19 protein-coding genes are annotated in these 24,248 nt (G+C 50.3%); 9 read left to right on the plus strand and 10 right to left on the minus strand.

Annotated features, from left to right (window positions below; all coding sequences use genetic code 11):
• Nucleotides 1-46: 46 nt before the first annotated feature.
• The 7 genes from nuoH to speA all read right to left on the minus strand — a co-directional run bounded on the left by nuoH (nt 47) and on the right by speA (nt 7,463).
• On the minus strand, nt 47-1,123 hold the full coding sequence (gene nuoH / locus EZ315_RS03350) for an NADH-quinone oxidoreductase subunit NuoH (protein WP_135470607.1): 1,077 nt from the start codon (nt 1,121-1,123) through the stop codon (nt 47-49).
• A gap of 71 nt (nt 1,124-1,194) precedes the next feature.
• On the minus strand, nt 1,195-2,826 hold the full coding sequence (locus EZ315_RS03355; protein WP_135470609.1) for an NADH-quinone oxidoreductase subunit D-related protein: 1,632 nt from the start codon (nt 2,824-2,826) through the stop codon (nt 1,195-1,197).
• 39 nt (nt 2,827-2,865) lie between these two features.
• The gene (locus EZ315_RS03360) at nt 2,866-3,474 is read right to left on the minus strand and encodes an NADH-quinone oxidoreductase subunit B (RefSeq protein ID WP_135470611.1); all 609 of its coding nucleotides are present in this window, start codon (nt 3,472-3,474) and stop codon (nt 2,866-2,868) included.
• The gene (locus tag EZ315_RS03365; protein WP_135470613.1) at nt 3,465-3,833 is read right to left on the minus strand and encodes an NADH-quinone oxidoreductase subunit A; all 369 of its coding nucleotides are present in this window, start codon (nt 3,831-3,833) and stop codon (nt 3,465-3,467) included. Before EZ315_RS03365 ends, EZ315_RS03360 begins: the two co-directional genes overlap by 10 nt.
• A gap of 203 nt (nt 3,834-4,036) precedes the next feature.
• The gene (locus tag EZ315_RS03370) at nt 4,037-4,699 is read right to left on the minus strand and encodes a porin family protein (protein WP_135470614.1); all 663 of its coding nucleotides are present in this window, start codon (nt 4,697-4,699) and stop codon (nt 4,037-4,039) included.
• Nucleotides 4,700-4,791: 92 nt separating this feature from the next.
• Entirely contained in the window at nt 4,792-5,565 is a 774-nt protein-coding gene (gene truA / locus EZ315_RS03375) for a tRNA pseudouridine(38-40) synthase TruA (RefSeq protein WP_170957516.1), read from the minus strand.
• Complete coding sequence (gene speA, locus EZ315_RS03380) at nt 5,562-7,463, minus strand: biosynthetic arginine decarboxylase (RefSeq protein WP_135470618.1); 1,902 nt, start codon at nt 7,461-7,463, stop codon at nt 5,562-5,564. Before speA ends, truA begins: the two co-directional genes overlap by 4 nt.
• A 339-nt stretch (nt 7,464-7,802) precedes the next feature.
• Here speA and EZ315_RS03385 point away from each other — a divergent pair, with 339 nt between their 5' ends.
• The 6 genes from EZ315_RS03385 (at nt 7,803) to EZ315_RS03410 (ending at nt 15,442) form a co-directional block, all read left to right on the plus strand.
• Nucleotides 7,803-9,488: a tetratricopeptide repeat protein gene (locus tag EZ315_RS03385; RefSeq protein ID WP_135470620.1), complete on the plus strand. Its 1,686-nt coding sequence runs from the start codon at nt 7,803-7,805 to the stop codon at nt 9,486-9,488.
• 431 nt (nt 9,489-9,919) lie between these two features.
• Nucleotides 9,920-11,566 carry a THUMP domain-containing protein gene (locus EZ315_RS03390; RefSeq protein WP_135470622.1) on the plus strand — a complete coding sequence of 549 codons (1,647 nt, stop codon included), beginning with the start codon at nt 9,920-9,922 and terminating at the stop codon, nt 11,564-11,566.
• Between the two features lie 149 nt (nt 11,567-11,715).
• A complete protein-coding gene (gene purD / locus EZ315_RS03395; RefSeq protein ID WP_135470624.1) occupies nt 11,716-13,008 on the plus strand; it encodes a phosphoribosylamine--glycine ligase in 1,293 nt (430 codons plus the stop codon).
• The gene (locus tag EZ315_RS03400; RefSeq protein WP_135470625.1) at nt 13,005-13,952 is read left to right on the plus strand and encodes a hypothetical protein; all 948 of its coding nucleotides are present in this window, start codon (nt 13,005-13,007) and stop codon (nt 13,950-13,952) included. Before purD ends, EZ315_RS03400 begins: the two co-directional genes overlap by 4 nt.
• On the plus strand, nt 13,949-14,959 hold the full coding sequence (locus tag EZ315_RS03405; protein ID WP_135470627.1) for a 4-phosphoerythronate dehydrogenase: 1,011 nt from the start codon (nt 13,949-13,951) through the stop codon (nt 14,957-14,959). Before EZ315_RS03400 ends, EZ315_RS03405 begins: the two co-directional genes overlap by 4 nt.
• Nucleotides 14,960-15,043: 84 nt before the next feature.
• A complete protein-coding gene (locus tag EZ315_RS03410) occupies nt 15,044-15,442 on the plus strand; it encodes an N-acetylmuramoyl-L-alanine amidase (RefSeq protein WP_135470629.1) in 399 nt (132 codons plus the stop codon).
• A gap of 16 nt (nt 15,443-15,458) precedes the next feature.
• Here EZ315_RS03410 and trxA read toward each other — a convergent pair whose 3' ends face one another.
• The 3 genes from trxA to EZ315_RS03425 form a co-directional block, all read right to left on the minus strand.
• Nucleotides 15,459-15,785 carry a thioredoxin gene (gene trxA, locus EZ315_RS03415; RefSeq protein ID WP_135470631.1) on the minus strand — a complete coding sequence of 109 codons (327 nt, stop codon included), beginning with the start codon at nt 15,783-15,785 and terminating at the stop codon, nt 15,459-15,461.
• A 40-nt stretch (nt 15,786-15,825) separates the two neighbouring features.
• Entirely contained in the window at nt 15,826-19,638 is a 3,813-nt protein-coding gene (gene dnaE / locus EZ315_RS03420) for a DNA polymerase III subunit alpha (protein ID WP_135470632.1), read from the minus strand.
• Nucleotides 19,639-19,825: 187 nt separating this feature from the next.
• The gene (locus tag EZ315_RS03425) at nt 19,826-20,887 is read right to left on the minus strand and encodes a TlpA disulfide reductase family protein (RefSeq protein WP_135470634.1); all 1,062 of its coding nucleotides are present in this window, start codon (nt 20,885-20,887) and stop codon (nt 19,826-19,828) included.
• Nucleotides 20,888-21,042: 155 nt separating this feature from the next.
• Between EZ315_RS03425 and dapA the strand changes: the two genes are divergently transcribed.
• The 3 genes from dapA (at nt 21,043) to EZ315_RS03440 (ending at nt 24,186) form a co-directional block, all read left to right on the plus strand.
• The gene (dapA, locus tag EZ315_RS03430) at nt 21,043-21,930 is read left to right on the plus strand and encodes a 4-hydroxy-tetrahydrodipicolinate synthase (RefSeq protein WP_135470636.1); all 888 of its coding nucleotides are present in this window, start codon (nt 21,043-21,045) and stop codon (nt 21,928-21,930) included.
• Between the two features lie 139 nt (nt 21,931-22,069).
• On the plus strand, nt 22,070-22,843 hold the full coding sequence (locus EZ315_RS03435) for a polyprenol monophosphomannose synthase (RefSeq protein ID WP_135470637.1): 774 nt from the start codon (nt 22,070-22,072) through the stop codon (nt 22,841-22,843).
• A complete protein-coding gene (locus EZ315_RS03440) occupies nt 22,840-24,186 on the plus strand; it encodes an amidohydrolase family protein (RefSeq protein ID WP_135470639.1) in 1,347 nt (448 codons plus the stop codon). The genes EZ315_RS03435 and EZ315_RS03440 overlap by 4 nt, the downstream gene beginning before the upstream one ends.
• Nucleotides 24,187-24,248: the final 62 nt, after the last annotated feature.

A 24,248-nucleotide genomic window follows, 5' to 3' on the forward strand; every position in this document is an offset into this window, starting at 1 on the left:
TCCACGAGCGGACGCGCCACATTATTTGTATGGTATTAACGGTATTTTAGAGGTAGAGACTATAGGTCACCACTATCACCATCAGCACAAGATTGAACAGGTTGATGGGGAGGAGATATTTCCATTCAAGTGTGAGCAGCTGGTCAATACGCAGACGAGGGAATGTCCACTTGAACCAGATGATTATGAACGACAGAGCGACGGCCTTGCCTACGAACCATACCACCGAAGGTATATAGTCCATTACATTGTTGAATGCATCAAGCCCGGGGATATGCAGAGGCATCCACCCGCCGAAAAACAGCAGTGCAGCCACACCTGAAACAATGAAAAGATTGAGATACTCCGCAAGATAGAAGAATCCGAAATGAATACCAGAATACTCGGTATGGTATCCTGCCGTAAGCTCACTCTCCGCTTCAGGAAGGTCAAAAGGACCACGATTGGTCTCGGCTGTACCGGCTATCATAAATATCACAAATGCGATAATGGCAGGGATGTGACCTGAGAATATGAACCACAGATGTTCCTGAGCCATCACTATATCGGTAACGCTCATAGAGCCTGCCATCACTACCATTGTAACGACACACAAGCCCATCGAAAGCTCGTAGCTTACCATCTGCGCTCCGGAACGGAGAGCTCCGATAAGAGTAAACTTGTTGTTGGACGACCATCCTGCGAGAAGTATACCGAGCACACCTATCGAGGACACTGCGAGCAGGAAGAAGATACCGACATTGAAATCAATAATCTGTAGACCGTTGCCCCATGGAAGCACCGCAAACGCGAGCATAGAAGCTATGATCACCAGATAAGGAGCCAATGCAAAAAGGAATTTGTCGATATGATTGAGCGAGATAAGCTCCTTTATAAGTATCTTGAACATATCGGCAACACTCTGTAACAATCCCCAGGGACCTACTCGGTTAGGACCGAGACGACACTGGAAATAGGCACACACCTTACGCTCGAAAAGAATATAGAACAGGGCGAGGACCGCATAGAGGAGCATCAACCCCACTCCTACGAGCACACACTCAAGGGTGACAGCAAGCCACTCGGGCATGTAACCGAGCAGGAAGGAATGAAACCAGGCAGTTCCTACTGATAAGTCTTGCATAATCTTGTTATGGATATATGATTGGTATATTATAATCGTGTATTTCTATATTGTGGAAGCCATCCATTCGGCTATCGGTCTATATCTGGGACAATGTAGTCCATAGATCCGCCGATAGTGATAAGGTCGGCTATCTTCTGTCCGCAAGTGATGTGGTCAACAACAGCTGCGGCTGGCAGACACGGAGGCACTATCTTCAGGCGATACGGTGAAGCGGAGCCATCGCTCTCAAGGTATATGCCGAATGTGCCGCGGCAACCCTCCACCATCTTGAACCAATGGCCGGCAGGAAGCTTGACCACTTTAGGCACCTTCACGCAATACTCCCCTTCCGGAATATTGTCGATAAGCTGAGCTATGATGCGTGCACTCTGGACCATCTCGTCCATACGCACCTTGAAGCGGGCCATAGCATCACCCTCAGAGCGCACCACCTCGTCAAACTCAAGTTCGGAGTAAATGCTGTAGGGGAATGTCTTGCGCACATCGCATGCCCAGCCTGAGCCACGTCCGTTAGGACCTGTCACAGCCCAAGAGATGGCATCCTCACGAGAGAGCACACCTACATTCTCCATACGGTCGCGGGCAATTACATTGCCGGTAAATATCTTATTGTATTCCTTGATATTGGCGGGAAGCACATCAAGAAGGGCGTGAACATCCTTCACAAAGTCAGGGTGAAGATCCTGCATCACACCTCCTATGCAGTCATAATTGAATGTCATACGAGCTCCGCAAGTCTTCTCCATGATGTCGAGAATCTGCTCACGCACACGCAGTGTATAGAACAGCATCGTAGTAGCACCAAGGTCCATACAATAGGTGCCGAAGAACAGACAGTGGGAAGCGATACGTGAGAGCTCGTCCATAAGCACTCGTATCACCTGGGCACGGCGTGAAATCTGTATCCCCATAGCTTCCTCGTAAAGCATGCACAGACAGTGATGGTAAGGATGCGCCGAGAAATAGTCGAGACGATCCATGAAATGGAGGGTCTGAGGATAGGTATCCACCTCGCATATCTTCTCCACGCCACGATGTATATAGCCGAGATACAGGTCGATTTTCTTTATGATCTCACCGTCGACTGCTGTGCGGAAACGAAGCACACCATGAGTCGCAGGATGCTGAGGACCGATATTGACCACAAAATCATCAGCCTGGAATATACGTCTTTCCTCTTTCACAATCTTGCCTTCACGTTCCACCCATGTATCGGTAAAGTCGGTCTGACGTTCGTTCTCTATGGATACGGGATTGATATCAGGATCATCGTTATAATCCTTGCGCAACGGATACCCCTTCCAGTCAATATTAAGGAAGAGACGACGCATATCCGGATTGTTGACGAATATTATGCCGAAATAGTCATATACCTCACGTTCATATACGGTAGCGATATCCCAGATATCGAACACAGAATGAATGAAAGGCTTCTCACGATCGCCGGTAGCCATCACTTTGACAGATACACGCTCGTTACGTGAGGTGGCCACAAGCTCATAGATGCAGCCAAGACCGTTCTCTTTCCAGTCCATGCCGGCAATTGTGACAAGAAAGTCAAATGAGAGCTCCGGATCATGACGCAGAGTGTGAGCCAAGTCGTGCCACTGCTCATCGGCGATGGTCATCTCAAGGACATCGGTCTGAGCGAAAGCGGCCTGGGGAAACAGCTTGGAAATCTTTTCCTGGATGTTTGCCATTATATTAAGGTGTGATAAGTATTCTACAATAATGATGGTTTAGTCGTTGACACCCTCTACAGGATGAGACTTCAGGAACTCCTGCTGTTTCTCCTGACGGTTGACTCCGCCGAAGAACTTCTCGACCTTGATCTTTCTTGAGAGCTGCATGATGCCATATATCATAGCCTCCGGACGAGGAGGACAACCGGGGACAAACACGTCAACCGGCACGATATCCTCTATGCCCATAGCCACATGGTAGCTCTTCTTGAAAGGACCGCCAGAGATGGCACAGCTGCCACAGGCTATCACATATTTCGGTTCGGCAAGCTGGTCATAGAGGCGGCGGAACACCGGCACCATACGGTGGACTATAGTACCTGCAACCATCATGAAGTCAGCCTGACGAGGTGAGGCACGTGCTACTTCCCAGCCAAAACGCGCCATGTCGTAACGCGCCGCGCCAAGCGACACGAACTCAATGCCGCAACAACTGGTGGCGAAAGTGAGTGGCCAGATAGAGTTGGACCGCCCCCAGTTGATGAGCTTGTCAAGCGAACCGACTATCACGTTGGTACCGCTCTCCTGAAGCTCTTTTACGAGTTTCTCGATATACTCATTATCTTTCCATGCCTCGTAGGGCATGCCTTGCGTAGTTACTTCCATTCAAGAGCTCCTTTCCGCCAGGCATATACGAGACCCAGCACTATGATTCCGAAAAATACTGCAATCGCTGTGAGACCCTCTGTGCCCAGCTCGTGCACACGCACCGCCCAAGGATAGAGGAACACGGTCTCGACATCGAACATCAGAAAGAGGATGGCAAAAAGATAATATCCCACCTTGAACTGAGCCATAGACTCTCCACGGGTAGGGATACCACATTCATAAGCCTCGCCCTTCTGAGGGTTGAACGACCGTGGCGAAATAAGCCCGGCGAGCCAAAGAGCAACAGCCACCAAGGCGATGCCCGTACAGAGCGCGACCACCGCTAAGGTTGCATTTTGAATTGCTAATGCTATCATATGTATGAGTTATATCTTATTTTCAAATAAGGTTATTCATCTGTGACAGAGTGCCATGTACAGCAAAAGACGCTCCCGGACAAAGGCAGGCGCGCTTTTGGCTGTGCAAATATAGAAATTTTTCTTCAATTCCCCCCTCTTTTAATCCAACTATTTTTAAGAGGGATATGGATATTTGCCATCACACATCCCTCCGAAATATTTCAGAAATTATAGCCGACGGAAATCTGGAATGTGTTCCACTGGTTATCCATAAGTTCAGCCACATCACGGACTCCCCACTGGTACTGCCATCCGATCACATAACGGCTTGCATGGGTGTAGGACATTCCGAGTCCGATACCATACTGCCAACGATGAAAACCGTTGTCGGAAAACAGATTGACCTTTGACTTGTCAAACGATTCCTGGTCCCGCAATTTCAGCCCCATCTTACCGTAAACACCGACACCGAAATAAGGTCCGGCAAATATCTGGAGATCAGATTCCGGAGTAAAACGAAGATGATATGACGCATATACCGGAAGTTCCAGAAAATTGACAGCAAATGCCAAAGAGGACTTAACACCCATAATGTCGCCGACTGTCATCTCTCCATCTCTCTTTGCGCCCTTCATAGTGAAGAAAAGACCAGAATTGATTGAAAAACTCTTTATAAGGTTGACATCCACCTCCGCACCAACAGCAATCCCCTTTCGGTCACCAAAAAGCCCGCTGCCTTTTCCTGCCATCTTAGCGAAATTCCATCCCAGACGAGCACCGAAAGTCACAGTCCTATCAGGATCCGAACTGTCCCAAAAGAGAGATTGAGCACTTAGCCCCAAAGAGGTGACTAATACGAGAATTGCAATAATAGTCCTTTTCATAATGCGATGTTATTATTTCCTGACAAAGATAGCAAACGGACGCGTCATAGACGCGCCTGTTTATGTTAATAGATATTAAAACATGTGGCTTATTATTCCTGTTTGTTAGCCGATTCTGACTCAGGGTAAGTGACATCCCAAAGATACAGGGCCTGAGGCGGCATCGAGGTTCCTGCCGCACAACGGTCCTTGCGCTCGATAATACGCCCGAACTCCTCTACGGATATCTTTCCGCGCCCTACCTCCACAAGCGTGCCGACAACAGCCCTGACCATATTGCGCAGGAAACGGTCGGCAGTGATGACAAACACCCAGACTCCGCTATCCTCACCGCCTACCCGATGCCACCCGGCATGGGTGACACGGCATATATTAGTCTTGGTATCGGCATGCAACTTGGCAAACGATGTGAAGTCGCTTGTGGCGAGCAGAAGAGATGCCGCACGGTTCATAGCGTCGAAGTCCAGCGAGGCAGGAGCCTTCCAGCTAAGCGGATAAAAGAACGGCGACTTCTCCGTGACAGCATAATAATGATAGGTGCGCGAGGTGGCGTCAAACCGCGCATGCAGATCGTCAGGCACCCGATATACATCCTGTATAGCAATATCCTTGCCGACTATAGCATTCAGGCTGGCAATAAGGCGGGACACGCATGCGACCGGAGCTTCGACATCAAAATGCGCCACCATCATGCGGGCATTGACCCCGGCATCAGTGCGACCGGCACCGACAATCTTCATCGGAGCACGCATCACCTGTGACAGAGCACCCTCTATCACCTCCTGCACAGTCACCGCCCCAGGCTGGCATTGCCAACCGTGAAACGGCTCCCCGCGATAGCTCAAACGCATGAAATAGCGCATCAGTCTTTCTCTATATATGTATATCCATACAGTCCTGAGCGGTAATTGCTAAGGAACTCCCTACCCTCCTCGGGAGAGATCTTGCCTTCCTTCATCGATGATGTCACCCACGCCTCGACATTGCGCACAAGCTTCTTGGGATTGAACTGCACATAATCAAGCACATCGGCAACCGTCTCCCCATCAATAATACGGTCTATCTCATAGCGGTCTTTATATACAGATATATGCACAGCATTAGTATCGCCAAACAGATTATGCATGTCCCCAAGTATCTCCTGATATGCCCCCACAAGGAACACTCCAAGATAGTATGGGTCGCCGGGCTTGACAGGATGCACAGGCAGAGAACTTGCTGTAGCTCCGGTGTTGGATATGAAGTTAGATATCTTTCCGTCACTATCGCATGTGATATCCTGAATTGTACAGGTACGAGTTGGCTTCTCGTCAAGACGCGACAGAGGTATTATCGGGAACACCTGATCAATCGCCCATGAATCCGTAAGCGACTGAAACAGCGAGAAGTTGCAGAAATACTTGTCAGGTATCATCTTTGCCACCTTCTTCAATTCTTCTGGGGCATGGCGCATACCGTTGACAATATCACACACATCGCGCGCTATGGACCAGAACAGCTCCTCCATCTGAGCACGCATCTTAAGGTCGAGCATTCCAAGGCTGAACAGGTCAAGAGCCTCCTCTCGTATCTGCAAGGCATCATGCCAGCTCTCAAGAATGTTCTGCTGGTCTATCTTGTCCCATATATTGTACAATTCTTTGATGAGCTCATGAGCACCCTCGTCAACCTCGCGGTTATCTTTCCATATTGGCAGCTGAGTGGTCTCCAAAGCCTCAAACACAAGCACTGAATGATGCGCAGTGAGCGAGCGTCCGCTCTCGTTGATTATATTAGGCTGCTTCAATCCGTTCTTTTCGCATGCATCCACAAGAGTGGACACAGCGTCGTTGGCATACTCCTGAATTGAATAGTTCATGGACGATCCGGATGCAGAGTTGCGAGAGCCGTCATAGTCGACACCCAAGCCTCCCCCAATATCTATGAACTCCACATCAAATCCCATATTGCACAGATTGACGTAGAACTGGGCAGCCTCTCGGATAGCATTCTTGATAAAACGGATCTTGGTTATCTGACTCCCAATATGAAAATGTATGAGCTTCAGGCAATCAGACATCTTATTGCGTTCCATATAATCCAAAGCCTCCAGAAGTTCCGAAGAATTCAGACCAAACTTCGACTGATCGCCTCCGCTCGTCTCCCATTTTCCTGAACCGGACGAGGCAAGCTTGATACGCAACCCGACATTAGGGCGCAGGTTCATACGTCTGGCAACCTCGGAAATTATACGTAACTCGTTGAGTTTCTCAACCACGATATATATACGCCTGCCCATCTTTTGAGCAAGGAGGGCAAGCTCAATATAAGTCTTATCCTTGTAGCCGTTACAGATGATGAGGGCATTCTCCCTTATATTGGTAGCAAGGACAGCATGCAGCTCAGGCTTTGAGCCGGCTTCCAGTCCTATATTGAATTTCTCCCCATAGGTCACAATCTCCTCCACCACAGGCCGCATCTGATTGACCTTGATAGGGTAGATTATATAGTTCTGACCTTCGTAGTTGTACTGTTGTGAAGCGACAGCGAAACAATTGGAAATCTTCTCGATACGGTTGTCGAGAATATCAGGAAAACGCAGCAACACCGGCGACGTGATATCTCTCACTTGCAGTTCATCCATAACCTCCCTAAGGTCGACCGAGGCATACCCCTCACGCGGAGTCACAGCCACGTTGCCCTTAGTATTGATGGAGAAATACTTACGACCCCAGCCCTGGATGTTATACAACTCCATGCTGTCCTCAATGCGCCATCTTCTCATCGGCTAATTTCGGTAAAATAAGGATTGTTAATTACTTAAATGATTATTATGTGTTTTAAGAGGGCAAAGGTACATATTTCCAATTGTATTTCGGACATTTTTTGCATAAATTAGTCAGAATAACGGAAATTAAATGTCGTTTTCTGTAAAAAACAGCTATCAAAGAAAAATATAACACCAGCTTTTGTATTATGTTAACAATTGCCGTTTGCATTCCTCATTAATAGATACTACCTTTGCCAATAGCTTTATATAGCACAGGTAAGCCCTGCGCCAGTCATAGCACATGACAAAAACAATTCACACATCCAACCAATCAACCTCAAAGTCAAAATCATTATGAACAAGCTTTCAGGGTTCGCACTGCTCGTTGGGTCCGCAATGGCCCTCACAGGATGCAGCAAGAAGATGAACCAGTTTGCAGCCGACTATTTCACCACCAATCCTAATCCTCTCGAAGTCGTTGGCACCCATGTACCGGCAACCGTCACAGGTCACATCCCGGCAAAATTCTTTGTCAAGAACGCCACTGTGTCAGTGACCCCGGTGCTCGTATACGGCGCAACCGAGGAGAAAGCAGCACCCATGACTTTCCAGGGAGAGAAAGTGCGCGGCAACAACCCCGTGATCTCCTACGACAACGGAGGCACCGTGACCATCCCTGTCAACTATCTCTACCAGCCCGACATGCAGAAGTCCGAGCTCTACCTCAACTTTGAAGTACAGCAGAAAGGCAAGCAGTATGTACTGCCACGCGTCAAGGTGGCAAACGGTGTAGTAGCCACAGCTGCACTCGCCAATGCCGGGACCCTCACACCAGCCACTGCCAACGACAAGTTCCAGCGTATCATCAACGAAAAATACTCCGCCGACATACACTTCCTCATCAATCAGGCAAACCTCCGCAAGAGTGAGCTCAACAGCGATGAAGTGCTCCGTCTGCACCGCGACCTCCGCGCAGCCTCAGGCGACACAACTCGTGTGATCGAAGAGATCAATATCCAGTCATACGCCTCTCCCGAAGGCGGTATTGACTTCAACACCCGTCTTGCCCAGAACCGTGAGACCAACACCTCCGACTATCTCAACAAACAGCTCAAGAAGGACAACATCACCGAGTTCGGCGAACTTACCGCCAACTTCACCCCCGAGGACTGGGAAGGCTTCCAGAAGCTCGTTGCAGCAAGCAACATCCAGGACAAGGACCTTATCCTCAGCGTGCTCTCAATGTACAAAGATCCCGAACAGCGTGAGCGCGAAATCCGCAACCTTTCAAGCGTATTCGACCAGCTTGCCGAAGAGATCCTTCCGCAGCTCCGCTACTCACGCATCACAGCAAGCGTAAACGTGATCGGAAAGAGCGATGAGCAGCTCAACAAGGCATTCAACACCGATCCGTCCACTCTCACCGTCGACGAGCTTCTCTACACCGCCACACTCACCGACGACCTCAAACGCAAGGGAGCCATCTACACCACTGCCACCCGCCTCTTCCCAAACGACTACCGCGGCTTCAACAACCTCGGCAAGGTGCAGTACCAGCAGGGTGACTACGATGCAGCAATGGCAAGCTTCAAGAAAGCAGCACGCATCAACGCCAACGCCCCCGAATCACAGATGAACCAGGGTCTCGTAGCACTCGTAAACGATGACTACCGTGCCGCCAACACCGCTTTCGGCAAGGCAGCCGGACTCAATGAGCTTTCACCGGCACTCGGACTCCTCTATCTCAAGCAGGGCGATGTGAAAGCTGCTGTAAAGGCTTTCGGAAACGATAAGAGCAACAATGCGGCTCTCGCACAGATCCTCAACAAAGACTACAATGCAGCCAAAGGAACACTTGCAGCTATCGCCAACCCCGACGCTACTACCTACTACCTGATGGCAGTGCTTGGCGCACGCACAGGCAACGAGCAGATGGTGACATCCAATCTACGTCAGGCCATCAAGCTTGACCGCAAATATGCGACCCAGGCAGCCAACGACCTCGAATTTGCACGCTACAACATCTCCAAGGCTCTGTAATCAATCTTAGCCGCCCCCTCAATCGAAGGGGACATGATATCTACCGGAGACATAAGAACCACCGAGATTTATAAACCTATGGTTCTTATGTCCCCGGTATTTTCATGCATTCACCCACTTTTTAAATGATAAAATATCAACAAATCATCCGTCGGTCGTGTTAATTCCGGGTAAAAATCGTAACTTTGCAGAGTCGATACATTTAAATAATGGAACACACCACCCACTTGACCGCATACAATCAGGTGATGTCACGCTAACCTCACAGCCTCCGGCAACAAAAATAGAGACTCCTCCGAGAGTCCTGTGGCATGAAACCGGACATTGTAACCCAACCGAGGCTATGACGCAAACTCAAGTTCCTCCCGACAGCCCTTTCCCCCACTCCACACGCTAAAATATCTTTCCCCTCTCATATATTAAAATACAATATGTCACAGAAATTTGAAATGGTAGCCAAGACCCTTAAAGGTCTTGAAGAGGTTCTCGCCGAAGAGCTCCGCACACTCGGGGCAGAAAATGTCGAGCCGGGATGCCGTATGGTATCCTTTGAGGGAGACCTCGCAATGATGTATCGTGCCAACCTATGTTGCCGTACCGCACTCAGCATCCTGCGCCCCATATACAAATTCATAGCCTCCGACCCTGACACTCTCTATGAGATGGTCAAGGAATACGACTGGGGCGGTGTGTTAACCTTAGGAAAGACATTCTCAATCGACACCACCAGCCATTCAAATGAATTCACCCACTCCAGGTTCGTGACCTATCGTGTCAAGGACGCAATCGTCGACTGGTTCAAGGACCGCTTCGGTCCCGACAAGCGTCCCGGAGTACGACTGAGCGATGCCGATGTGATGCTCAATGTACATATCGACGGCACACGCGTAACCCTTTCACTAAACTCATCAGGAGAATCACTCCACAAACGCGGATGGCGTGTAGCACAGACCGATGCCCCGATCAATGAGGTGCTCGCCGCTGGAATCATACTCAAGAGCGGATGGAGAGGCGACTGCCCCCTCATCGATCCTATGTGCGGTTCAGGAACATTCCTTATCGAAGCGGCCCTCATCGCGGCAGGAATCAAGCCCGGTTCCTACCGTGAGACATGGCCATTCTCACAATGGCGCGACTGGGATCCCGAACTTTTCGAGTCCGTGCTTCATGAGGGGGAAGAGCCTCGCGAAATACCATTCAAGATATACGGCTCCGACATCTCTCCTAAGGCAATTGATATCGCAGAACGCAATGTGCTTTCGGCAGGTGTCGACGAATACATCAACCTGAAAGTACGTTCCATACAGCAATGGGAAGAAGCTCCTATGGCTGGCACTCCGGGTGTGATAATCACTAATCCTCCTTATGGAGAACGTATCAAGCCCGAGGACCTCGAAGGTCTTTACCGCACAATGGGCACCAAGTTCAAACGTGTGTTCTGCGGATATCACTCATGGGTGATATCCTCCAACGACGACTGCCTAACCCACATAGGTCTTACACCGTCGGTGCGCGAACAGATGCAGAACGGAGGTCTCGACTGCGAACTCCGCGAATACGTAAGTTTCGAAGGCTCCAAGAGCGACTTCCGAGCATCCGGCGGCACCATAAAAGGCGACCGTCCCGTCCGTGAAGAGAGAAACAAGAAATTAGCCCGCAAAAGCGACTCCGAATGGACTCGCGACGCACGCAGCAAAGGTATGGGAGGCAAACGCAGTGACAAGCCCTCTGGTCCGCGCCGAGGCTTGCCAAAGGACACTCCTCTGAGCGAGAAATACCGTCCGAAAGCAGGCGGATTTGCCCGAAACGAGGAACGTCGCAGGAAATTCAAGGAAGAAACAGCCCGAGAAGGAGAACGCCGTTTCAGACATCAGGGACGTGAGACATCACGCGAGGATTTCCGTGACGAGGCAGAAGAACTCCTCGCACGCCGTCGCAATATCCATGCTCTCAAGAGCCTTGGTGAATCACCCAAGATGCCATCGCTCCCATCGGCAGGAGGTACGTTCATGCGCACCCGCCGACGCGGATGGAAACGCCCGGATGCACCAGGCGACAACAAGGAAAGCAATGAATAAGAAATGCTCCAAGGCATAGCCAACCACTCCATCCTTATATAATAATGTCCATTCAGCAAACCCTCAATACCCTAAGATATCCCGTGAGCAATCATCCCGAAAAAAGCCCGTTCAACGCCGGCGAAACTCTACAGGAAAAAATTTCACCCATGACAGTATTACTCCTCGGCTCAGGAGGCCGCGAATGCGCCCTTGCCTGGAAAATCTCACAAAGCCCGGCACTCAGACATCTGTACATTGCTCCGGGCAACGGTGGCACAGGCAATTATGGCGAGAATGTCAACCTGTCACCCCTCGATTTTGATGCGATTGCTAAATTCTCTGACGAAAAGAGCATCGACATGATCGTAGTTGGCAACGAAGATCCTCTTGTGGCTGGAATATACGATTACTTTCAGGGGCGTGAGCATGCGCCGCTAATAGTAGGACCTTCCAAGGCTGGAGCTGCTCTTGAAGGCAGCAAGGATTTCGCCAAACAATTCATGGTGCGTCACGGCATCCCCACAGCACGTTACCGCAGCTTCACAGCTGAGACAATCGCCGAAGGAGAAAAATTCCTTGAAGAGCTACGCCCGCCGTATGTACTGAAGGCCGACGGTCTCGCAGCCGGAAAGGGTGTGCTCATAATCGACTCTCTCGACGAAGCGAAGAACTCACTTCGCGAGATGCTTTCAGGCATGTTTGGGAAGTCATCAGCCACAGTCGTGATAGAAGAATTCCTTAAAGGCATAGAATGCTCTGTGTTCGTTCTCACCGATGGCAACGGAGGTTACCGCATACTCCCTGTGGCAAAGGACTACAAGCGTATAGGCGAAGGGGACACCGGACCCAACACTGGCGGCATGGGAGCGGTAAGCCCTGTGGCGTTTGCCGATGAGACATTCATGAAAAAGGTTGAAGAGCGCGTGATAATACCCACTGTCAACGGACTCATATCGGAAGGCATCACCTACCGCGGGTTCATATTCCTCGGACTCATAGAGGTCAACGGTGAGCCGATGGTGATAGAGTATAATGTACGTATGGGCGATCCGGAGACCGAAGTAGTGATGCTCCGCATAGCCTCCGACCTTTTGCCTCTGCTCCGCGCAGCGGCCGAGGGCAATCTCGGCACAATGCCCCTTTCCATCGATCCACGCTACGCGACTACCGTCATGGTAGTGTCAGGCGGCTATCCCGGCTCATACCCCAAGGGGAAAACAATCTCCGGGCTTGACAAGGTTGAAGATGTGATCTTCTTCCATGCCGGCACTGAACTGCATCCTGACGGAACTCTCGCCACATCAGGCGGACGTGTCATAGCATGCAGCGCATACGGCAAGGATATTGACGAAGCTCTTGCCAACTCGTTCATTGGTGCCTCCGGAGTGACCTATGAGGGTAAATATTTCCGCCGCGACATCGGTGCTGATCTCAAAGCCATCGAACAATCCCGTAAATGACCCGAAAAGAGACACGCTTCACTAACTTCATCCGCTCGCGCGGAGTCGGGGCAATCATTGCGGTTGTCTCGGCATGGATGACGTGGAGAGCTCTTCCGTCACTGACACCCTCAGGATGGCTCGGTTTTATGCCCGAACTATCCTGGGGAGTCAACTTTGCTGTGCTTTCGGCTACCGCATGGGCAATGATAGCAATCAACCGGCAGTTCAATATCCTGCGCACGCTGTCAGTGTTCTTTGCGGCTTACTTCCTCTTCATCACCTGCTCCACACCATTCATGAGCTGTTTTGCAGGTACCTCCTCGGTATTGGCGGCATGCATGATATTCTGCATGTGGATTCTGTTCACTCTGTACAACGAGCCTCACAGCAACCGTCGTATTTTCCTTATATTCGCCATTCTTAGCGTAGGGACTCTATATGACTGGAAATTCCTTTTCTTTATCCCTCTCTTCGTAATAGGACTGGCGCAGATGCGCATACTGAGGACAAAGAAAATCATAGCGGCACTCATAGGCATATTCACTCCGCCATGGATAGTATTCGGTCTCGACCTCATGCCTATACCTCAGCTGCCACACATATTTTTCACCCCGCCTACCATACTGCTGCAATCTCCCGAAGCCCTGCCATTTCTCTGCACCGTGCTTCTTACGATGGCTATCGGTTTCCTGTTAGGCAGCATCAACCTTCTGCGTATTCTCGGATTCAACGCACGCGCACGTGCCTACAACGGATTTCTTGCTTTGCTCGGCATCTATACAGGTATTCTTGCCATCATAAACTTCACAGCACTTCCCGACTATATGACACTCCTCAACGCATGTGTGGCATTTCAGGTAGGACATTTCTTCAGGGCTACAGCCTCGCGACGCGGCTACATACTGATAGTGCTGCTCTTTGCCGCATACACCTCCTTATATCTATGGGCTAATCTGAAATGAAGATAATATTTGACCGCAATATCCCCTTTGTCTCCAAGCCTCTCTCATCCATAGGTGAAGCCATCCCGATGACAGGCACCGAGATAACCAACGAAACCGTCAAGGATGCCGATGCCATTATCATACGCACCCGCACGCGTTGCGACGCCACTCTGCTTAAAGATTCAAAATGCCGTTTCATCGGCACTGCAACGATCGGCACCGACCACATAGACCTCCCTTACTGTGCCTCGCGCGGCATCACCGTTGCCAATGCTCCAGGATGCAATGCCCCGGCAGTCGCACAATGGGTGCTCTCAGCCATCAGCACATATCTCGGGGACACCAGATCCTTATCAGATATCACTCTCGGAGTGATAGGTGCTGGCAACGTTGGCTCGGTTCTAATCAGATGGGCAGAAGGTCTCGGCATAAAGACAATTGTAAACGACCCTCCGCTACAGAGGCAATCATCTGGTTCATACCGCTTTTCCTCACTCAGCGATATCGCTGACAAATGCGATGTCATAACAGTGCACACCCCTCTGACACGAACAGGCGATCACCCGACTTATCACCTCATCGACAACAGTTTCATCTCAAACCTTAAACGCAGACCACTGATCCTCAACGCCGCCCGAGGTCCTGTAACCGACACCCTTGCTCTTATTAACGGACTTGAATCAGGAAAAATATCTGCCTTAGGAATAGACTGCTGGGAGGGGGAACCCAACATAAACCTGCAGCTACTTGAACAAGCCCTAATAGCCACACCTCATATAGCAGGATACTCACGCCAAGGCAAAATAAGAGCTTCACAGATGGTACTTGACGAGCTATCACATCACCTGAGGCTCGACATCCCGCTTAGTGCCGACGCTCCATCTGTCGCACCGGTACCACACCGCATCATCCCCGACATGCTCAACTACGACATACTTGAAGACACCCGTATACTCAAATCATCACCGTCATTATTTGAATCTCTCCGCAACAACTATCATCTGAGAGAAGAACCATCCTTATAACATCCGGTCCTGTGCGATATAATCGCACTTTCCAGGCATCTTCCACAGCATAACTTTGCAGTATCATCCACTCATATCAAAGTTATGCGAACCATCAACCGAATCATTCTCCACTGCACCGCAACCCCTCGCGGACGTCATGTCACAGTATCAGATATCGACCGTTGGCATAAAGCCCGAGGATCTTCCGGAATAGGCTATCATTATGTGATATATCTTGACGGCTCCATCCATGAAGGCCGTCCGCTGGAACGTATCGGAGCCCATTGTCAAGGCTACAATGCTACATCCATAGGAATAGCGTATGTGGGAGGACTGGAATCAGACGGAAAGACACCTGCCGACACCCGCACCGATGCACAGAAAACCGCCCTGCGCAACCTTATTGGAATGTTGCAAGAGCGGTTTCCCGATGTTACAATACACGGACACAGAGAATTTGCGGCAAAAGCCTGTCCCTGCTTCGATGTTTTGGGGTTATAGGCTACTCTACACGTTATTAAAGCGCGAGAAGCTCCTCGATTCGAGCCTGAAGGTCAGCCTTCTGCTGAGCACCTGCCATACGGAGGCTGGGTACTTGCTCACCATTCTTGAAGAAAAGGATGGTGGGGATCGACATTATGCGATATTTCATAGCGAGGTCATTCTCCTCCTCTATGTTATACTTGCCGATAACGGCTTTCCCCTCATACTCCTGAGCGAGCTCCTCAACGATGGGAGCCATACGCACGCAAGGACCACACCATGTGGCCCAGAAGTCGATGACTACGGGCTGACCCGAAGCGATAATCTCATGTACGTTCTGATCGGTAAATGTCATAGTGATAATAGTTGAATAAAATTATTATATAATACTAAAGTAGTGTTCAATCATTTATAGAATAACTGATGTTCTCCTCCTCAAGAGCCTCCACAAGCCCGCGGGTGATATGGATGCGCCGAGCCGACGACATGTGCAGAGTCCTGTTGATTGACGGATCAAACACACGGAACGCCAACTCTCCCTCAGGATTTCCGTCACCTTTCACCTTCTCATCGATAAGTGTCATCAGGAACTTGTTCATCTTGGATACATCCAGCTCGATGGTTATATTCTTCACGAGCTTCCCTTTGACGTTCTCAAGAAGCTGTATATTCATGATATTGAAGCGAAGGTCCGAATTGGCAAACCGTCGCTGATACTGTCCGGCAATAAGTATCGGAGTCCCTGGGATACCGTAGTTATGGAAATCTATGTAGGTCTGACCGAAAAGCATAAATTCCACACTGCCGGTGAAATCCTCTATCTTGAGAATTCCGAACGGCCCCCTCTGACCCTGGCGTGTCTGGAAGTCAACCACCATGCCGCCGAGCTTTACATCAGCACCTTCCACCGGAGTCCTGTCAGAGAATTCCTTGATAGTGCAGCCTGTGCCATGATTAAGTTCCATATAATACGGATCAAGTGGATGTGCGGAGAGATACATGCCCACAAGCTCACGCTCCTTCTCAAGCTTTGTCGCCATAGGCATTTCAGGAGCCGGCACAAATGGCGGACGTCCGGCAGTAGCCATATCGGCATCATCACCGAACAGCGACATTGCCGATGATAGTTTATCATTATGGAAAGCCTGTCCGTAACGCACAAGCACTTCACTGAAAGCTTCACCCTTGGCATTCTCTCCGAAATAATCCTCCCGCTTCATCTCTGTGAAGCTGTCAAAGGCTCCGGCATTGACAAGATTTTCGAAAATTCGACGGTTGATAGCTCCCGAAGGCACGCGCTCCACAAAATCGTAGGGCGACTCATATGGACCGTTGGCATCACGTTCTTCAATAATAGCCTTGACTACACCCTCTCCAACACCCTTTATGGCTGCGAGACCGAAACGGACATCACCCTGAGAGTTCACACCGAACTCCATGAAGCTCTCATTGACATCCGGACCGAGCACCTTGATGTGCATACGCTTACATTCGTCCATAAAGCCTGTGAGCTTATTGATATCAGAACGGTTGCGTGTCAAGATTGCCGCCATGTATTCCGACGGATAGTTGGCCTTAAGCCAGGCAGTCTGGAATGCTACCCAGGAGTAGCATGTGGCGTGACTCTTGTTGAAGGCATAGGATGCGAACTTCTTCCAGTCGTTCCATATCTTTGTCAACACCTTCGGGTCATGACCGTTGGACTGCCCTCCCTCCATAAACAATGCCTCAAGCTCGTTCATCTTATCTATGAGCTTCTTTCCCATTGCCTTGCGCAGAGAGTCGCTCTGTCCTCTGGTGAAGTTGGCAAGCAGTCGCGACAGGAGCATGACCTGCTCCTGATACACAGTCACACCATAAGTATCCTTTAGATACTTCTCCATGATAGGTATATCATATGTGATGGGACTGCGACCGTGTTTACGCGCAATAAAATCCGGAATATAGTCCATAGGCCCCGGTCGATACAGGGCATTCATGGCTATAAGGTCCTCGAATGTCGACGGCTGAAGCTCCCGCAGATACTTCTGCATACCTGCCGACTCAAACTGGAATGTGCCGGTGGTGTTACCCTGGCAGTACAGTTCGTAGGTCTTGGGGTCATTGATATCAATGCTGTCGATATCGATGTCTATACCTCGGGTCTCCTTTATATTGTGAACGGCTTCCTTTATGATCGAAAGGGTCTTTAGCCCGAGGAAGTCCATTTTTATGAGTCCTGTATCCTCGATGATCGAACCCTCGTACTGGGTCACGATCATCTTGTCATTGCCCGACGATCCAGGATTCTTGTCGACAGCAGTCGCCACAGGCACCCAGTCGGTGATGGGGTCACGGCATATGATCACACCGCAGGCATGAACACCGGTGTTACGCACATTCCCTTCCAGGCGGCGGGCATACTCAAGCGTCTCGGTGATCAGAGGGTTGCGTGACGACAATTCCGGACCGAAATCCGGCACAAACTTATAGCAGTTGTTAAGATTTGTCTTTAGTGTCTTTCCGTCAGGACCGTCAGGCATACGCTTTGGCACAAGATTGGCAAGACGGTTGCTCTCCGGGAGAGGGAGCTGCTCTACTCTTGCCACATCCTTTATGGCAGACTTCGCAGCCATGGTGCCGAACGTGATGATATGCGCCACCTTCTCCGCCCCATACTTCTCTGTCACATAATGAAGCACCTCTCCGCGACCGTCATCATCAAAGTCCACATCAATATCAGGGAGCGATATACGGTCAGGATTGAGGAATCGTTCGAACAGCAGGTCATACTTGATAGGATCGACCTGCGTGATGCCAAGACAGTATGCCACGACACTTCCGGCTGCCGATCCTCGTCCGGGACCTACCGACACTCCGAGTTTGCTGCGTGCTACATTTATGAAGTCCTGCACAATAAGGAAGTAACCTGGAAAGCCCATGGTCTTCATTATGTACAGCTCGAACTTTATGCGTTCCTCAAGTTCGGCGGTCAGGGGCGAGCCGTAACGTCGGTCGGCACCCTCGTAAGCAAGTTTCGAAAGATAGTCTGCCTCAAACTTTATCCTGTAAAGCTTGTCATATCCGCCGAGCTTGTCGATCTTTGCCTGAGCCTTTTCAGGGCTGAGCACCACATTGCCGTTCTCATCCTGAGTGAACTCATCAAAAAGCTCTTTCTCTGTGATTCTCGCCCTGTACTCCTCCTCCGTGCCAAACTCCTTCGGTATCTCGAAGAATGGCATGATGGGAGAATGATCTATGGAATAGGTCTCCACCTTGTCGAGAATCTCCATAGTGTTGCTCAACGCTTCGGGCAGGTCGGGGAATATAGCAGCCATCTCTTCCTGACTCTTGAACCACTCCTGCTTGGTGTAGCGCATTCGGTTGGGTTCAGTCAGGTAGTTATTTGTAGAGATGCATATCAGACGGTCGTGCGACTCGGCATCCTCCGCATTGATGAAATGAGAGTCGTTTGTAGCTATTATCTTGATATCATGCTTGCGTGCAAGCTCTATTAGAACAGGGTTCACACGCTCCTGTTCTATATATGTGTCACGGTTTGCCCCTGGGATATCTGTCTTGTGACGCTGGAGCTCTATATAGTAATCTTCTCCGAAAGTATCCTTGAACCATTTCACCTGGCGGTCGGCCTCTGCGATATTTCCGGACATTATATATTTCGGTATCTCACCGCCGAGACAGGCAGAGCACACAATCAGCCCCTCCTTATGAGCGGCAAGAGCCTTCTTGTCAGTGCGGGGATGGTGATAGAATCCTTCGGTGTGAGCCTGCGACACTATCTTTATAAGATTCTTGTAGCCGGTGATATTCTTGGCGAGCACTATAAGATGCCGTCCCTTGTCGGTCTTGTCGCTACGGTCGGTAAGATCACCCTTTGCGACATACATCTCGCATCCGAATATCGGCTTGAACTTCACTTTCTTCTCAAGCTTTGCTATCTCAGCCTCCACCTCAGGGCGCATAGCCTCGCGCTCCTCGTCGGTGGCTGCATCCTCAAGCCGCTTGCGTGCCTCCTCGATCTTGCCTTTATATTTCTTCTTGAGCTTGTTTACATAATTGGCAAGCTCCTTGATTCCGAACATATTGCCATGATCAGTCAACGCAAAGCCCGGCATGCCAAGTTCCATCGCCTTATCGACAAGCCCCGTCACGGAAGCCTGACCGTCAAGCAATGAATACTGGCTGTGAACATGCAGATGTACGAATGGAGTCATGGGAATAGATGTCTCAAAATGGTTAAGGCAAAATACCGACTCAAAGTTACACATTATTCCCATAACTCATCCCCTAAAAAATGCTAAAATTCCATGCCGTCAACACACGAGGATGTTATAAGAATGTAGCGATCATGCTTAAGTGCACATCAATAAAGAGCTAACCGCAATATCTCGGCACCACAACTTACTTAAGAGCATTCTCTACGGCTTCCCATATTCCCTCGCCCCTTATTTCACGAGCCACCATAGTGCCGTCGGGAGCGAAAAGCATTATCATAGGTATACCATCGAATCCATATGCATCCATGGGAGTCATACCGGCATCAATAATCTGAGGCCATTTGTACCCTTCAGAAGCAATGGCTTTCAGTGTGCGGGCAGGATCATCACACGTAGCCACTCCAAGGATTTCAAAGCGTTCATCCCCTCCGTATTTCTCATATAAAGGGACAAGAGTCTCCCTCCCCTCAGCACGGCACGGCATACACCAGCTTGCCCAGAAATCCACAAGGACATAGCGGCCGCGCCCCACATAGTCGGATAGCCGCGACACGGCACCGTCGACACTCTTTCCTTCAACGTCGGCAAAAATGCATCCCGGACGCATCCTTAGCGCGGTGGACATCTTCTCATCCCATTTGCGCGTAAACTGCAATCCGAGGAGCTTTGGTGGCAATTCGGAATAAAGCTCCTTCCATTGCTCAGGAGATGATGCCATGGCGTACGCCCTCAAAGCCGACTCTGCGATCGCATTATCAGGATTGGCTTGGATAGTCATCTTCATATAATCACGATATGAGCTCAAGATAGGCTCCATCTTCTCCCGAACTTTACTTTCACCCTCCTCGACGAGATAATATCTCCGAAGTTCCCGGCCTACATTTTCAAGGGCATTCTGATTCATCCTGTGTCTGCGATACGCCATATTCACACTGTCGCCACTGAGAGGGGCATGATTGGTGAAATCAATCTCTATTACCGAGGGTGACAATATCATCAAAGCAGATTCCCTGCCGGCATCTATCCTGGCCCACCCTTCACTTGGAGCATTCCCGCTCATTGTGAACCGTCCGTCAGTTATTTCTGCGGAATCAATCAGCTGGTTGGTGTCATTCAGCATCAGATAAGCCTTTTGTCCGTCAAGCTCGGTAGTGTGCACGTCTCCTGACACAGTATACTTGAATGCCGATGCATATAGACCTATGAAGAATAGGACAATGCTAATTGAATGCCTGTGATTTATCATCTCAAATTAATGTTTGGTATGTCCGGTAAAGGTAGGTAAAAATGCCGGATAAACAAAATTTGCCAAATTACACCCTATACCGGAGCATCTTTAGTGATTTTGTTTGCAAAACGGCAAAATTTGTGTAATTTTGCCATCCCGAAACCACTCTTTTTATGGACTACGACCGATTACGCGGAATGGGCGTGGCTATGACCACACCATTCAATACTGACGAATCAATCGACTATGACACTCTTGATTTCCACATCGACTACCTCATAAACGAGGGAGCCGACTACATAGTGGCTCTCGGCACTACAGCCGAGACTCCGACTCTGAGCCGCGAAGAAAAAACCGAGCTTGAGAAACGCATTCTCGATCGTGTGGCAGGACGCGTACCTGTAGTGGTAGGCATCGGAGGCAACAACACCCGAGCCATCGTCGACGAGCTCTCCCACACCGAACGCCTGAACGAATTCGCCGCCATCCTCTCAGTGGTGCCCTACTACAACAAGCCCACCCAGGAAGGGATGTACCGCCATTTCTCTGCGATAGCAAAGGCAAGCCCGATACCTATTATACTATATAATATACCCGGACGCTCCGGGGTGAATATGGATGTCGACACCATCATACGTCTCGCCCGCGAGAATCCAGGCAAGATAATCGGCATCAAGGAGGCATCAGGCAATATGGAACAGGCATCGCTCATCATCACACGCCGCCCTGAAGGATTCCTCGTGCTATCCGGCGACGATTCTCTCGCCCACACCATGATCGGCAAAGGTGGCGACGGAGTGATTTCGGTGCTCGGCAACGCTTATCCGCGCCAGTTCACCTCCATGATACATCTGAGCCTTGACCCCGAACGTCACGACGAGGCAACCCCTCTTCATCAGAGTTTTTCAGCGTTCTACTCCCTTCTGTTCAAGGACGGAAATCCTGCGGGCATAAAATCACTGCTCCACCATATGTTCCCACACTACAACGAGGTGCTCCGATTGCCGCTTGTTCCTGTTTCCTACTCTACAAGAGCCGCTCTCGGACAAGAATTGCTATAACTTCACGAAATAGAAAAATTTTTTCTTAAAATCGCCTCATTTTTAGAAATTGAGGCGATTTTTCTGTTTTAATTATTGTTTTTCCCGTTTATTTGCTAATTTTGCGATTGTAACATACACTCATAAATCACCACACGTTATGACGGACACGAGTCCAGCAATCATCGGGCATTCAGCCGACAGCCTCGTTATCATCCCCACTTACAATGAGAAGGAGAATATCGAGGCGATAATTGCAGCCGTATTCGATTTGCCTCAAATCTTTGATATACTCATCATTGACGACAATTCTCCCGACGGTACAGCCGGGATTGTCAGGGACATGATGACTAAATATCAGGGACGGCTCCACATGATCGAACGCAAAGGCAAGCTTGGTCTCGGCACGGCTTACATAACAGGTTTCAAGTGGGCTATCGAGCATGGCTACGAATACATCTGCGAGATGGACGCCGACTTCTCACACGCCCCGACCGACCTTCCGAAGTTGCGTCAGGCATGTGTCGACGGAGCCGATGTCGCCATAGGCTCACGCTACCTCACCGGAGTCAACGTTGTCAACTGGCCCATGGGCAGAGTGCTCATGTCCTACTATGCATCGGTCTACGTACGCATAGTCACCGGAATGCCGGTGCATGACTCCACGGCAGGATTCGTGTGTTACCGCAGCAGAGTGCTCCGCGCGCTCCCTCTCGACAAGATACGTTTCAAAGGTTACGCATTCCAGATCGAGATGAAATATCTGGCATACAAGTACGGCTTCAGGATAGCCGAGGTCCCCATAGTGTTCGTCAATCGTGTACTCGGCACATCCAAGATGAGTTCCGGCATATTCAGCGAGGGATTCTTCGGAGTAATGCGACTGAAACTCAGCAGCATCTTCACCAAATACCCTGATTACAGCAGGCAATGAGCACCACTCTGTTTCACAACGCCATTCTGGTCAACGAAGGAGAATCTGTCCGCGGATGGATTCTTGTAGAAGGAGACAAGATAGCCCGAATAGGTCACGGCGACACTCCCGCCGACCTCCAGGGCAAAGCCGACACCATCACTGACTGTGAGGGTGCCTACATCATCCCCGGAGTCATCGACACCCATGTGCATTTCCGTGACCCGGGGCTTACAGAGAAAGCCGATATCGCCACCGAGAGCCGTGCCGCAGTCGCAGGCGGGGTCACATCGTTTATCGATATGCCCAACACCAATCCGGCTACGGTCACTGCCGACGCCCTGCGCGGCAAAATCGTCCGCGCCTCGCAGGTGTCAGTAGCCAACTACGGATTTTTCCTCGGAGCCACCAACAGCAATCTCCCCGAACTTCTCAACGCCGACTATACCGGCACAGCGGGAATAAAACTCTTCCTCGGCTCGTCGACCGGCAACATGCTCGTCGACGACGACACCACCCTTGATGCAATCTTCTCCCGGCCGCGCGCGCTCATAGCCGTGCATGCCGAGGACGAAGCCATGATACGCGCAGCGCGCACACGCCTTGAAGAGGAATATCCCGATGGGATACCTGTAGAGATGCATCCCGATGTGCGTCCGCGTGAAGCATGCATCGCCGCCACACGCCATGCCATAGCTCTCGCCGAGCGTCACGGCTCACGTGTGCACATATGCCATATATCCACTGCCGATGAACTCCGGCTAATAGCTGATGCCAAAGCACGCGGGGTGAAGGTGACAGCCGAGACATGCCCGCAATACCTGCTTTTTGACCGCAACGACTTTCCGGCACTCGGAGCACGCATAAAGTGCAACCCTGCAATCAAGGAGCCTTCCGACAGGATAGCCCTGCTACGCGAACTGCGCCCTGGAGGCGTGATCGACACCATAGCCACCGACCATGCTCCCCACCTGCTTGCACAAAAAGAGGGGAACGCCCTCACAGCAGCCTCCGGCATGCCTATGGTGCAATTCTCTCTTCCCGCCATGCTCGACCTCATATCATCCGATCCCGAAGCTGAAGGTCTGGATATCGGTCAGGTGGTCAGACTGATGTGCCACAATCCGGCTGACATACTCGGCATAGACCGGCGAGGCTACCTGCGCGAAGGCTATTATGCCGACCTCGCAATTGTAGCCCGCATCCCATTGCCGGGCCGACGTGTGACGGACGCTGATGTCGTAAGCCGCTGCGGATGGACTCCGCTTGACGGACACACTCTCACCTGGGCGGTAAAGCGCACGGTAGTCAACGGCGACACCGGAGCTGCCCCGCTCTCATTCAATGCCAATTCAACCAACTAAATATCTGAAACAACATTAACTATCAAACAACCTTCTAAACAACAAGAATTTATCCAATTCAT

The sequence above is a fragment of the Duncaniella freteri genome (assembly GCF_004766125.1).
Taxonomy (GTDB): domain Bacteria; phylum Bacteroidota; class Bacteroidia; order Bacteroidales; family Muribaculaceae; genus Duncaniella; species Duncaniella freteri.

Bases quoted from the DNA above. Each gene is read 5' to 3' on its own strand.
- nuoH (WP_135470607.1), bottom strand. From the start codon at position 1,123: ATGCAAGACTTATCAGTAGGAACTGCCTGGTTTCATTCCTTCCTGCTC.
- EZ315_RS03355 (WP_135470609.1), bottom strand. From the start codon at position 2,826: ATGGCAAACATCCAGGAAAAGATTTCCAAGCTGTTTCCCCAGGCCGCT.
- EZ315_RS03360 (WP_135470611.1), bottom strand. From the start codon at position 3,474: ATGGAAGTAACTACGCAAGGCATGCCCTACGAGGCATGGAAAGATAAT.
- EZ315_RS03365 (WP_135470613.1), bottom strand. From the start codon at position 3,833: ATGATAGCATTAGCAATTCAAAATGCAACCTTAGCGGTGGTCGCGCTC.
- EZ315_RS03370 (WP_135470614.1), bottom strand. From the start codon at position 4,699: ATGAAAAGGACTATTATTGCAATTCTCGTATTAGTCACCTCTTTGGGG.
- speA (WP_135470618.1), bottom strand. From the start codon at position 7,463: ATGAGAAGATGGCGCATTGAGGACAGCATGGAGTTGTATAACATCCAG.
- EZ315_RS03385 (WP_135470620.1), top strand. From the start codon at position 7,803: ATGAACAAGCTTTCAGGGTTCGCACTGCTCGTTGGGTCCGCAATGGCC.
- EZ315_RS03390 (WP_135470622.1), top strand. From the start codon at position 9,920: ATGTCACAGAAATTTGAAATGGTAGCCAAGACCCTTAAAGGTCTTGAA.
- purD (WP_135470624.1), top strand. From the start codon at position 11,716: ATGACAGTATTACTCCTCGGCTCAGGAGGCCGCGAATGCGCCCTTGCC.
- EZ315_RS03400 (WP_135470625.1), top strand. From the start codon at position 13,005: ATGACCCGAAAAGAGACACGCTTCACTAACTTCATCCGCTCGCGCGGA.
- EZ315_RS03405 (WP_135470627.1), top strand. From the start codon at position 13,949: ATGAAGATAATATTTGACCGCAATATCCCCTTTGTCTCCAAGCCTCTC.
- EZ315_RS03410 (WP_135470629.1), top strand. From the start codon at position 15,044: ATGCGAACCATCAACCGAATCATTCTCCACTGCACCGCAACCCCTCGC.
- dnaE (WP_135470632.1), bottom strand. From the start codon at position 19,638: ATGACTCCATTCGTACATCTGCATGTTCACAGCCAGTATTCATTGCTT.
- EZ315_RS03425 (WP_135470634.1), bottom strand. From the start codon at position 20,887: ATGATAAATCACAGGCATTCAATTAGCATTGTCCTATTCTTCATAGGT.
- dapA (WP_135470636.1), top strand. From the start codon at position 21,043: ATGGACTACGACCGATTACGCGGAATGGGCGTGGCTATGACCACACCA.
- EZ315_RS03435 (WP_135470637.1), top strand. From the start codon at position 22,070: ATGACGGACACGAGTCCAGCAATCATCGGGCATTCAGCCGACAGCCTC.
- EZ315_RS03440 (WP_135470639.1), top strand. From the start codon at position 22,840: ATGAGCACCACTCTGTTTCACAACGCCATTCTGGTCAACGAAGGAGAA.